Below are 12,033 nucleotides of genomic sequence, written 5' to 3'. Positions count from 1 at the left end.
GAAGGGGTGGGGGGTCTGGGGGCGGAGCCCCCAGCCTGGGGCTCGGGGCGGGAGCCCCGATGGGGCTGTCCGAGCGTCAGCGAGGGCCATGCTCTTGAAGGTTGCTCTCTGGGCTCTTGAGGGGGCGCTCTTTGGCTTGGTTGGCTTTGTGGCTTCGGGATCCGGTATCCTTGACCTTCGGCGCGTGTGAGCGCGCCGTTTGACTTGCCACCGAGGCCCCGGCGGGCGTGACTCGGTGTGCATCTCCCGCTGTTGGCGGGATCAAAGCAGAGAGCGCCGGAGGAGCCTCCTTTGGCGTGCCGCTCTTGGCGCCGGCCGGGGGTAGGCCCTCATCCGGGGGCTGGAAGACCACGCGCGGGACCGGGGCACAACCGGAAGCGCGCGCAGACGAAGGGTTTCGCGGTGTACGCGATTGTCCGCGCAGGCGGCAGGCAGGAAAAGGTGGCCGTCGACGACGTGCTCACCGTCGACAAACTGGCCGGCGACGTCGGCTCCACGGTCGTCTTCCCGGCCGTGCTGTTCGTTGACGGCGACAAGGTCGTGAGCTCTCCCGGCGACCTGGCCAAGGTCGAGGTGACCGCCGAGATCCTCGGCGCGGTCAAGGGCCCGAAGATCAACATCATGCACTACCGGAACAAGACCGGGTACAAGCGGCGGATGGGTCACCGTCAGCCGTACACCGAGGTCAAGATCACCGGTATCAAGGCTGCGAAGTAAAGGAGGCGTAGGAGATGGCACACAAGAAGGGTGCATCGTCCAGCCGTAACGGTCGCGACTCCAATGCCCAGCGCCTTGGTGTCAAGCGGTTCGGCGGCCAGGCCGTCAACGCCGGCGAGATCATCGTTCGCCAGCGGGGCACGCACTTCCACCCCGGCCTCAACGTGGGCCGTGGTGGCGACGACACGCTGTTCGCGCTGGTCGCGGGCAAGGTCGAGTTCGGCCGTTACCGTGGCCGTAACGCGGTGAGCATCGTCCCGCCGGCGGAGTAGCGATCCGCCTGACCGCAGCGGAGCGCCAGCGGAGCGAGGATCTTGCGGAATCGCTTCGCGGGGGTCCGGGGGTCGTCCCCCGGAAAGAAGCTGCCGTTCAGAGACGTTGACTAAGGGGCGGACCGAATGGGTCCGCCCCTTTGTTTTGTTTGAGGCCCCGGAACGGGGCGTTTGGGGAGGAAACCGTGGCAGCAGGAGCACAGGGCGCCCAGTTCGTGGACCGGGTGGTGCTGCATGTCGCCGCGGGCAACGGAGGCAATGGCTGCGCCTCGATCCACCGTGAGAAGTTCAAGCCCTTGGGCGGCCCCGACGGGGCGAACGGCGGGCGCGGGGGCGATGTGACGCTGGTGGTGGATTCGAACGCGGCGAGCCTGCTGGAGTACCACCGGCGGCCCCACCGGAAGGCAGGCAACGGCAAGCCCGGGCAGGGCAGCCATCGCACCGGGGCCAACGGGGACGACGTCGTTCTGCCGGTGCCCGACGGGACCGTGGTGAAGGCTCCGGACGGCGAGATCCTGGCCGACCTGGTGGGCGAGGGCACCCGATTCGTGATCGCCAAGGGCGGCGCGGGTGGCCTGGGGAACGCGGCGCTCGCCTCGGCCAAGCGCAAGGCACCTGGCTTCGCGCTGCTGGGCGAGCCCGGTGACGAGGCCGATGTCGTGCTGGAGCTCAAGAGCGTCGCGGACGTGGCGCTGGTGGGCTTTCCCAGCGCGGGCAAGTCCTCGCTCATCGCCGCCCTGTCGGCGGCCAAGCCCAAGATCGCCGACTATCCGTTCACGACCTTGATCCCCAACTTGGGGGTCGTCAGCGCGGGGGAGACCACGTTCACGGTCGCGGACGTGCCGGGACTGATCGAGGGCGCCAGCGAGGGCAAGGGCCTGGGGCTGGAGTTCCTGCGGCACATCGAACGGTCGTCCACGCTCGCCCACGTCCTCGACTGCGCGACGCTGGAGCCCGGCCGCGACCCGATCACCGACTTCGAGACCATCGAGCAGGAACTGCAGGCGTACGACCGGGTACTGGGCGACCGGCCCCTGTCGGACCGGCCGCGCATCGTGGTCCTCAACAAGATCGACGTGCCGGACGCGCGGGAACTCGCGGAGATGGTGCGGCCCGAGTTCGAAAAGCGCGGCCTGCGGGTCTTCGAGGTCTCGGCCGCCGCCCACGAGGGCCTGCGCGAGCTGTCGTTCGCCATGGCCGAGATGGTCCAGGACTACCGAGCCTCGCTGCCCGCGCCCGAGCCGACCCGCCTGGTCATCCGGCCCAAGGAGATCGGCGGCGTGGACTTCGAGATCAAGAGCATGGGCGACAACACCTTCCTGATCACCGGCGCGAAGCCGGTCCGCTGGCTGCGGCAGACCGACTTCACCAACGAGGAGGCCGTGGGCTACCTCGCCGACCGGCTGGCCAGACTCGGTGTCGAGACGGCGCTCGCGGACGCGGGCGCGGTGCCGGGCGCCACCGTTCTCATCGGCACCCACGACGAGTCGATCGTCTTCGACTGGGAGCCGGAGGTCGCCGCGGGCGAGGCCGCGCCCGGCCCACGCGGCACCGACCGCCGTCTGGACGGGTTCCGCTAGGCCGACCGGCAGGCAGGCATCTAGGCCGACCGACCGGTACGCCACTCAGGCCGACCGACCGGCAGAGGCACTTAGGCCAACCGACCGGCAGAGGCACTTAGGCCAACCGACCGGCAGGCGCCAGGCACCTAGGCAGACTGGCAGGCAGGCACTCAGACCGACCGACCTGCAGGCACCGGGGTTCTGGTGCCTTCGCACCCCGAGGGAGAGCATGGACGCGCGAAAGTCGATCGCCACCGCCCGGCGCATCGTGGTGAAGGCGGGCTCCTCATCGCTCACCACCCCGCAGGGCACGATCGACGCCGACCGCATCGACGCGCTGGTGGACGTGCTGGCCGCCCGGCGCGCCACCGGCACCGAGATCGTCTTCGTGTCGTCCGGCGCGATCGCCGCCGGGCTCGGGCCGCTCGGGCTGACCCGCCGGCCGCCGGACCTGGCTACGCAGCAGGCGGCGGCGAGCGTGGGCCAAGGCTTGCTGGTCGCGCGCTACACGTCGTCGTTCGCGCGGTACGGGGTGGGCGTCGCGCAGGTGCTGCTCACCGCCGATGACATGATCCGCCGCGTTCACCACCGCAACGCGCAGCGCTGCATGGCGCAGCTGCTCAACCTGGGTGTCCTGCCGATCGTGAACGAGAACGACGCGGTCGCCACCGACGAGATCCGCTTCGGCGACAACGACCGGCTCGCCGCCCTGGTCGCGCACCTCACCCGGGCCGACGCGCTGATCCTGCTGTCGGACGTTGACGCGCTCTACACCGGCGACCCGCGGCAGCCCGGAGCCCGCCGCATCGACGAGGTCCGCACCCCCGCCGACCTGGGCGGCATCCAGCTGGGCGGTTCCGGCCGGGTCGGCACCGGCGGAATGGTCACCAAGGTCGAGGCGGCCCGCATCGCGGGCATCCCGGTCGTTCTGACGAACGCCGCGTCCGCCGCCGCCGCGATCGCCGGGCAGCCCGTGGGCACCTACTTCCACCCGGACGCACGGCACCGGTCGACCCGGCATCTGTGGCTGGCCCACGCCACCACCGGCCAGGGGCGTATCGTGCTGGATCAGGGCGCGGTGGAGGCGATCGTGCAGCGCCGAAAGTCCCTCCTTCCTGCCGGGGTCACCGGTGTGGAGGGCGACTTCGCCGCCGGTGACCCCGTGGACCTCTGCGGAACGGACGGCCGCGTGGTCGCCCGCGGCCTGGTGAACTACGACGCGGCAGAGATCCCCGACCTGATGGGCCGTTCCACCCGCTGGCTGGCCCGCGAACTGGGGCCCGAATACGAACGCGAGATCATCCACCGCGATGACCTCGTCGTCCTGACAACCGATGAAGAGGCACGAGCCTGAAGAGGCACGAGCCTGACGGCCTGGATGGGAGCCCGTGATGAGTGAGTCGAAAGCTCAGGCGGAGGAGGAGCGCGCCGCCTTCCTGCGCGTCGCCGGCAGGGCCAAGGAGGCCGCCGCCGGGCTGGCACCGCTGCCGCGCGCCACCAAGGACGCGGCCCTGCACGCGATCGCCGACGCGCTGCTCGCCCGCGCCGACGAGATCGTCAAGGCGAACGAGGGTGACGTGGCGCGGGCACGCGAGGCCGGCACGTCCGAGTACATGATCGACCGGCTGAGCCTGTCGGTCGAACGCATCGAGGCGATCGCCGCCGGCGTCCGGCAGGTGGCGGCTCTGCCCGACCCGGTAGGGGAGACCGTACGAGGGAACGTCCTGCCCAACGGCCTGGAGCTCCGCCAGATCCGGGTACCCCTCGGCGTCGTCGGCATCATCTACGAGGGCCGTCCCAACGTGACGGTCGACGCCGCCGCCCTCTGCCTCAAGAGCGGGAACGTGGCGATGCTGCGCGGTTCGTCATCCGCGTTCGACTCCAACACCGCTCTCGTCGGCATCATGCAGGAAACGCTCCGCAACACGGACGTCCCCGCCGACGCGATCCAGCTCGTGCCGGGCACCAGCCGGGAGTCGGTCAAGCACCTCATGCGTGCCCGAGGCCTGGTGGACGTGCTCATCCCGCGCGGCGGCGCCTCACTGATCAACTCGGTGGTCGAGGAGTCGACCGTGCCGGTGATCGAGACCGGGGTCGGCAACTGCGCGGTGTACGTGGACGCCGCCGCCGACGTGGACCTCGCAGTCGACATCCTCGTCAACTCCAAGACGCAGCGGCCCTCGGTCTGCAACTCCGCCGAGACGTTCCTCGTGCACACCGACATCGCCGACGCCTTCGTACCGCGTGCGCTGGAGGCCCTCCGCGCCAAGGGCGTCACCGTCCACGGCGACGACCGCATCCGCTCGTACGGCGAGGACGTCGTCACCGCCACCGAGGACGACTGGTACGCCGAATACCTCTCGCTCGACATCGCCGCCCGCGTGGTCGACACCCTCGAAGACGCCGTCACCCACATCCGCACGTACGGTTCCGGGCACACCGAGGCCATCGTCACCACGTCCCAGCCCGCCGCCAAGCGCTTCGTCGCGCTGGTCGACTCGGCTGCGGTCATGGTGAACGCCTCGACGCGCTTCACCGACGGTGAGGAGTTCGGCTTCGGCGCGGAGATCGGCATCTCCACCCAGAAACTCCACGCCCGTGGGCCGATGGGGCTTCCGGAGCTCACCTCCACTAAGTACGTAGTCGTCGGCGAGGGCCACCTCAAGGGAGCCTGACCCGGCAGGAACGATCCGACAGGACCTGCAGGACCTGCAGGACCTGCAGGACCGGCGGGAACGATCCGGCGGAAGCGGCAGACGATTCTGCGAAAACGGCCGGGACGGCGGGGACGGCGGCTACCTGGCGTTACTCATCGTGTGACAAATTGGCTATTGATGTCACGTCAATAGGTATGGTCTGATCTCGGCTGTGACAGCTGAGATCAGCCGCCGCCGCGTTCTCAAGAACGCCGCCCTCGGCGCGGGGATCACCTCCGCAGGCTTGACCGCCTTCCCTGCCCGCCCCGCCGCCGCAGGTGCCGCCCCCCGGCTGCGCGGCCCGGTCGCGGGCACCACGCTCGAACGCACGCTGCTCCTCGGCCGCCCCGGCGCTGGCGGCTACCGCAAGATCGTTGCTGGACCGGGCGAGCCGCACCTGCTCCGCCGCGACCTCGGCGGGACGGCGGCCCCCACGCGCACGGCCCGGCGTCGTGGCCTCCTCGCGTTCGGGCATCTGACCGACGTTCACATCATCGACGCGCAGTCTCCGGCGCGGGTCGAGTTCCTCGACCGCTTCAAGGACGCCCTGAGCGTGCTCCCGGTCGAGGGCGCCTGGCGGCCACAGGAGATCCTGACGACCCAGGTCGCCGAGGCGATGGTCCGCGCGATGAACCGCGTCGGGCGGGGCCCGGCGACCGGTCTCGGCCTCGCGTTCACCATCAACACCGGCGACGCCGCCGACAACGTGCAGTACAACGAGCTGCGCTGGATCATCGATCTGCTTGACGGCGGCCGGATCCACCCCGACTCCGGTGATCTCCGGCGCTTCGAGGGCGTCCAGGACTGGGCCGCATACGACACCCGCTACTGGCACCCGGACGGCCCGCCGCCCGGCGCCAAGCCCGACGTGGCACTGGCCCAGTACGGCTTCCCGCGTGTAAAGGGCCTGCTGGACGCAGCGCGCCGCCCGTTCCAGGCGACCGGGCTCAACTCGCCGTGGCTCGCGGTGTTCGGCAATCATGACGGGCTCATGCAAGGAAACCTGCCGCCCAACCCGCTCCTGTCCGGGCTCGCCACCGGCGGCATCAAGATCGGCGCTCCGGCGAGCGACGCCCAGGCCGAGCAGCTCGCGCGGATGCTCCGTACCGCCGACGGCCGCGAGCTCGTCCGGCTCAGCACCCAGCGCGGCAGCGGCGGCGCCGGGTTGTTCCGCCAGGTCACGCCCGACTCCAAGCGCCGAATGTTGTCGCGCGCCGAGGTCGTACGGGAGCACTTCACGACGAGCACGTCACTGCGCGGCCATGGCTTCACGCAGGCCAACCTGCGCGACGGCACGGCGTACTACGCGTTCAACAAGGGCCTTGTACGCGGCTTGGTGCTCGACACGGTCAACCCGAACGGCTACGCCGAAGGCTCTCTCGACAGAAACCAGTTCGCCTGGCTGGAGGCGCAGCTCCAGGCCGGCAGCAGCCGCTACTTCGACGCCAAGGGCAACGTCGTACGGCGCCCGGTCGTCAAGGACCGCCTGTTCGTGCTCTTCAGCCACCACACGATCGACTCGATGGCCAACCCGCTCGGCGGCGGCCGCGTGCTCGGCGACGAGGTGAAGGCGCTGCTCCTGCGCTACCCGAACGTCGTGCTGTGGGTGAACGGGCACACGCACGTCAACGAGGTCATCCCGCACGCCCGGGCGTCCGGCGGCGGCGGTTTCTGGGAGGTCAACACGGCGGCGCACGTCGACTTCCCGCAGCAGAGCCGCATCGTGGAACTGGCCGACAACGGCGACGGCACCCTGTCGATCTTCGCGACGGTGCTCGACTCGGCGGGCCCCGAGGCGTTCGGCGGAAGGATCGGTGACCCGGTCCGCCTGGCCTCACTGTCGCGCGAGCTCGCGGGGAACGACTGGCAGGACCGCGAGGAGGACCGCCGCGGCGAACGCAAGGACCGCAACGTCGAACTCCTGCTCCCCGCCCCGTTCTAACCCGCGAAGCACACCCTGCAGGGCTCTGGCCTCTGACCTCTGGCCAGGTGGAAACAACAAAGGGATCAAGCGCGGGGCTGCGCGCTTGATCCCTCAGGCTCGCCGACTGCTCAGTGCAGGCCGACTCAGTTGGTCGACCGCTCAGTTGTCAACGGCCCGCCCGCCGACAGCTCAGCTGCCGACGGCTCGGCCCGCCGACCGCTCGGGCCTGCTGAGGGCTCGACTTGCTGACGGCTCGGCTTACCGACAGCTCGGCTTACCGGCGGCCGGCCGACGGCTTAGTTGGAGCCGCTGGTGGGGCCGTTGTCTCCGCGGTTGCCGAAACGGTCGAAGAGCCCGCCGGCGGCCGAGGCGGCGGCGTCGGCGACGTCGCGGACCTTGCCGATGAACGGGTCGGCCGTCTGCTCCCACGACTCACGGTAGGACTTGGCCGCGTTCCGGATCTCGTCGGTGACCGAGGCGCTGCCGTCGTCGTCGCGGCGCGGGTAGTCGCCCGCCAGGATGCGCTCGTACTCGCCGCTGTGCGCCCACTTGTCGATCTCGGCGAACCGCATCACCGCGTACGGGTGCGTCTGCGGCAGCAGGTTGAGGAACTTCAGCAGCCCGTCGCGCACGTCGCCCGCCGCGTCGTACTCGCGCGCCTGCTCAAGGAACGCCTCGCTGCTCATCTCCTGCAGGCGCGTGCCACCGGCCAGCTTCATCATCGTGCGCTTGGCGGCGTCCAGGTCTTGTCCGGCCAGCAGCCCGGCCCGGTCGGACGACAGCTCGGCCTTCCGGAACCACTCCTTCAGCCCGATGATGATCGCCGCGATGCCGAGGTTGCCGAGCGGCAGCCAGGCCAGCCGGCTCCCGAGCGAGAGCAGGATCTGCATCATCGTCTGGTAGACCGCGTGGCCCGACAGGATGTGCCCGACCTCGTGCGCGACGACGAACCGCAGTTCCTCGTCGTCGAGCAGGTCGATCAGTCCCGTGTTGATGACGATGAACGGGCGGTCAGAGCCGAGGGCCATCGCGTTCGGCTCCGGGCTCTGCCGTACGTACACCTCGGGGACCTCGGGCAGGTCGAGGATGTAGCAGGCGTCCCGGACCAAGTCGTGCAGGTTGTGGAACTGGTTCTCGCCGACCCGCACGGTGCCGCCCAGGAACATCAGACGGAATGCCCGCTCGTTGAAGAGGCCGGACATCTTGCGGAGGACTGTGTCGAACCCCGTCAGTGACCGGAGCGCCACCAGCGCCGAACGGTCTGCCGGGTGTTCGTAGGCCCGGGAGCTGATCCCCGGGAAGCGCGTGCGTGCTCGATCCGGTGTGTTCGTCGTCATGTCCGGCATGGTAAGTCCGACGAACCACCTACCCCCAGGGTTCCCATCGTTGGCGCGCCGACCAGGACCGGCCCTCCGGGTCTGATCCTGAAGGGCTTGCGCCCGGAGCGTTGCACGCGCTCTACTTCCGGCAACCGGGGTCGGCGGCCGGGGTTGGCGGCCGGTCAGAGCTGACTGTCGGCAGTCGGCGCTGACCGTCGGCCGGTCAGTGCTGACCGTAGGCCGGGGTGGGGCGCAATGGGGCGCGAGGAGGGGCGATGTTCGATCCGAAGGCCGAGGCGATGTCGCTGGACGAGCGGGCGGCGCTGCAACGCCACCGGCTCTGGGGCCTGGTCGACAGGCTGATCGCGGTGGGCGGGGTGCAGGGAGACCGCCTCAAGGACGCAGGTGTCACCGGCGGCGCGGACATCCACCTCGCCGATCTGCACCGGCTGCCGTTCACGGTCAAGCAAGACCTATGGGACAACTACCCGTTCGGCATGCTCGCCGTTCCGCAGGAGCAGGTCGTCGCCGTGCACGGATCCAGCGGTACGAGAGGAAGGCCGACGCTCGTCGCGTACACCCGCGCGGATCTCGATCTCTGGGCGGCGATGTGCGCCCGGTCGCTCTCGTGCGCGGGCGCGACCGCCGACAGCATCGTGCACAACGCCTACGGGTACGGCCTCTTCACGGGCGGGATCGGCATCCACCAGGGCGCGGTGGCCCTCGGCGCGACCGTGGTGCCCATGTCGGGCGGGATGACCGAACGGCAGGTGCGGATGCTCGCCGACCTGCGGCCCGACATCCTCACCTGCACGCCCGCGTACGCCCTCCGGCTCGGCGAGGCGGCCGCCGAGAGCGGGGCCGACATCTCTTCTCTCCGGGCCGGGGTCTTCGGGGCCGAGCCGTGGTCCGAGGAGCTGCGGGCCGCGATCGAGAAGGTGCTCCCGATCAAGGCAATCGACATCTACGGCCTCTCGGAGATCATCGGCCCGGGTGTGGCGACCGAATGCCTGGAGCAGAACGGGCTGCACGTCAACGAGGACCACTTCATCGTCGAGACGGTCGACCCTGAGACCGGCGCCCCCGCCGACGAAGGGATGCCCGGCGAGTTGGTCTTCACGACCCCCACCAAGCAGGCTCTGCCGCTCCTGCGCTACCGGACCGGTGACATCGCCTCCCTCACGCGCGGCGAATGCCCGTGCGGCCGGACCCTCGTCCGGATGAGCAAGATCCGCGGCCGTGCCGACGACATGCTCGTGATCAGGGGCGTCAACGTCTATCCCAGCGAGGTCGAGCGCGTCCTTCTGGGCTCCGGCCTCGTCGCACCCCACTACCAGCTCGTCGTGGACCGGCGGCAGGAGGCGGCGGTGCGGCTGATCGTGGCCTGCGAGGCCCTCGGCTCCGGCGACCCCGAAGCCCGTCTCGTCGCCGATCTACGTGCCGACCTGGGCCTTCACGCGGACGTAAAGGTCCTTCCGGCGGGCACGATCCCGAGGGTGGAGATCGGCAAGGCTGTACGCGTAGTCACGTGGGGACGAGGGGAGCCCCCACTACCCGGCCTGACCTGACGGCGCCGGCCCCCGCGTGCCGGTCCGGACGTGAAATGCCAGGTGGGCTCGTGACCTCGGACACAACGGGCAGGGCATGTCTTAGCGGATCAGGGGCCGCTGGCTATTCTCGTCGGCATGACGCAAAAGCGACGGTTGGGGATCATGGGCGGCACGTTCGACCCGATCCACCACGGCCACCTCGTGGCCGCCAGCGAGGTCGCCCACTTCTTCTCGCTGGACGAGGTCGTCTTCGTCCCCACCGGGATCTCCTCCCACAAGCCCGACCAGAAGATCGCGCCGGCCGAGGACCGCTATCTGATGGCCGTGATCGCCACCGCGTCCAATCCCACGTTCTCCGTCAGCCGCATCGACATCGACCGGCCCGGCCGCACCTACACCGTGGACACCCTGCGGGACATGCGGGCCCTCCACGGACCGGACGCCGATCTCTTCTTCATCACCGGCGCCGACGCGCTCGCGAAAATGCTGACCTGGCACGACACCGACGAGCTCTTCGAGTTGTCGCAGTTCATCGGGGTCACCCGGCCCGGCCATCAGCTGGCCGACCCGGGCCTGCCGAACGGCCGGGTCAGCCTCATGGAGGTGCCCGCGCTGTCGATCTCCTCCAGCGAGTGCCGCGACCGGGTGCGGGCCGGCGAGCCCATCTGGTATCTGGTGCCCGACGGCATCGTCCAGTACATCAACAAGCGCGGCCTTTACCGCGATCCTGCTGCCTGAACAGGCGCATATTGATTACCGGGCTTTACTTTCCGCCCATACCCTGGATGGTGAACGCGTTGTGGCCAAATCCGGATCGCAACGTTCAAGTGCCGACAAAACAGGGTCGCATCCGGGAGCCGTGAGAGGGTAGAACCGGGACCGTCCCCGACAGGGAGGATCGCGAACACATCGTGACCGCATCCGACAGGGCCGCACAGCTGGTCCGAGTCGCCGCCGAGGCGGCGGGCGACAAGCTGGCCGACGACATTCTTGCCTACGACGTGAGCGAGCAGCTCGTCATCACCGACGCGTTCGTGCTCTGCTCGGCGTCCAACGACCGCCAGGTCCGCGCGATCGTCGACGAGATCGAAAAGCGTCTCCGCGAGGAGGCGGGCGCCAAGCCCATCCGCCGCGAAGGCGAGCGGGAAGGGCGCTGGGTGCTCCTGGACTACGCCGACGTCATCGTGCACGTCCAGCACGAGGAGGACCGCCTCTTCTACGCCTTGGAGCGGCTGTGGAAGGACTGCCCCCTCCTGGAGCTCCCGGAGAGCGTCAACGCCCACTCCGCACAGCGCAGCCGCAAGGTCGGGAGCGCGAGTGAGTGACGTGCCCCGGCGCGAGCCCGGCAAGCGCCGCCTGGTCCTCTGGAGGCACGGCCAGACCGCCTGGAACCTCGAACGCCGCTTCCAGGGCAAGACCGACATCCCGCTGGACGAGACCGGCGTCGAACAGGCCCACCGCGCGGCCCGGCTCCTCGCCGCCCTCCGCCCCACCGCGATCCTGGCCTCGCCCCTGCAGCGCGCCGCCGACACCGCGCAGGCCCTCGCCGACGTCACCGAGCTGCCGGTCGCGCACGACAAGGACCTGATCGAACGCGACGGCGGCCAGTGGGAAGGCCTCACCGCCCGGGAGATCCGCGAGCGCTTCCCCGCCGAGCACGCCCGCTGGCAGCCTCCAGGCGGCGAGACCAGCGCTCAGGTCGCCAAGCGCGTCGGCACCGCGCTGGAACGCGCCCTCGACGAGCTGCCGCCCACCGGACTCCTCGTCGTGGCCTCACACGGCGCCGCCCTGCGCCTCGGCATGTCCAATCTCCTCGGTTTCCCCGAGGAGATCTGGGAACGCCTCGGCGGCCTCTCCAACTGCTGCTGGTCCGTCCTCGCCGAAATGCGCGACGGCGGCTGGCGTCTCGTCGAGCACAACGCCGGCACCCTGCCCGAACCCATCCTCTCCGACGACCGCACCGACAACGGCGTCTAGCCCGGCAATCGATTCG

Annotated in this window: 11 protein-coding genes; 10 read left to right on the top strand and 1 reads right to left on the bottom strand. The window is 69.9% G+C overall.

From position 1 onward, the window contains the following. The first annotated feature begins 402 nt into the window (after positions 1-402). The 6 genes from rplU (at position 403) to ACH34W_RS54460 (ending at position 7,189) form a co-directional block, all read left to right on the top strand. On the top strand, positions 403-717 hold the full coding sequence (rplU, locus tag ACH34W_RS54485) for a 50S ribosomal protein L21 (protein ID WP_395969189.1): 315 nt from the start codon (positions 403-405) through the stop codon (positions 715-717). A gap of 14 nt (positions 718-731) precedes the next feature. After that, a complete protein-coding gene (rpmA, locus tag ACH34W_RS54480; protein WP_208253116.1) occupies positions 732-989 on the top strand; it encodes a 50S ribosomal protein L27 in 258 nt (85 codons plus the stop codon). A 185-nt stretch (positions 990-1,174) separates the two neighbouring features. Next, positions 1,175-2,569, top strand: a complete 1,395-nt coding sequence (gene obgE, locus ACH34W_RS54475; protein WP_395969188.1) for a GTPase ObgE — start codon at positions 1,175-1,177, stop codon at positions 2,567-2,569. A gap of 211 nt (positions 2,570-2,780) precedes the next feature. Continuing rightward, a complete protein-coding gene (proB, locus tag ACH34W_RS54470) occupies positions 2,781-3,905 on the top strand; it encodes a glutamate 5-kinase (RefSeq protein WP_395969187.1) in 1,125 nt (374 codons plus the stop codon). 37 nt (positions 3,906-3,942) lie between these two features. Then, entirely contained in the window at positions 3,943-5,226 is a 1,284-nt protein-coding gene (locus ACH34W_RS54465) for a glutamate-5-semialdehyde dehydrogenase (protein ID WP_395969186.1), read from the top strand. A 193-nt stretch (positions 5,227-5,419) separates the two neighbouring features. Then, positions 5,420-7,189, top strand: a complete 1,770-nt coding sequence (locus tag ACH34W_RS54460; RefSeq protein WP_395969185.1) for a TIGR03767 family metallophosphoesterase — start codon at positions 5,420-5,422, stop codon at positions 7,187-7,189. Between the two features lie 278 nt (positions 7,190-7,467). Here ACH34W_RS54460 and ACH34W_RS54455 read toward each other — a convergent pair whose 3' ends face one another. Then, positions 7,468-8,508 (bottom strand): M48 family metallopeptidase, encoded by a 1,041-nt coding sequence (locus ACH34W_RS54455; RefSeq protein ID WP_395969184.1) that lies wholly within the window; start codon positions 8,506-8,508, stop codon positions 7,468-7,470. 257 nt (positions 8,509-8,765) lie between these two features. Here ACH34W_RS54455 and ACH34W_RS54450 point away from each other — a divergent pair, with 257 nt between their 5' ends. The 4 genes from ACH34W_RS54450 (at position 8,766) to ACH34W_RS54435 (ending at position 12,017) form a co-directional block, all read left to right on the top strand. Then, positions 8,766-10,058, top strand: a complete 1,293-nt coding sequence (locus tag ACH34W_RS54450) for a phenylacetate--CoA ligase family protein (RefSeq protein WP_395969183.1) — start codon at positions 8,766-8,768, stop codon at positions 10,056-10,058. A 117-nt stretch (positions 10,059-10,175) separates the two neighbouring features. Then, entirely contained in the window at positions 10,176-10,778 is a 603-nt protein-coding gene (gene nadD / locus ACH34W_RS54445; protein ID WP_395969182.1) for a nicotinate-nucleotide adenylyltransferase, read from the top strand. A gap of 173 nt (positions 10,779-10,951) precedes the next feature. After that, positions 10,952-11,365, top strand: coding sequence for a ribosome silencing factor (gene rsfS, locus ACH34W_RS54440; protein ID WP_395969181.1), 414 nt, complete (start codon positions 10,952-10,954; stop codon positions 11,363-11,365). Continuing rightward, positions 11,358-12,017, top strand: coding sequence for a histidine phosphatase family protein (locus ACH34W_RS54435; protein WP_395969180.1), 660 nt, complete (start codon positions 11,358-11,360; stop codon positions 12,015-12,017). The genes rsfS and ACH34W_RS54435 overlap by 8 nt, the downstream gene beginning before the upstream one ends. Positions 12,018-12,033 lie beyond the last annotated feature (16 nt).

Origin of the sequence: Actinomadura sp. 6N118, from assembly GCF_044326415.1 — a bacterium.
In the GTDB taxonomy this organism is placed as follows: domain Bacteria; phylum Actinomycetota; class Actinomycetes; order Streptosporangiales; family Streptosporangiaceae; genus Spirillospora.
The sequence above is the reverse complement of the archived record's forward strand: the minus strand, read 5'-3'. Positions and strand labels throughout refer to the sequence as shown.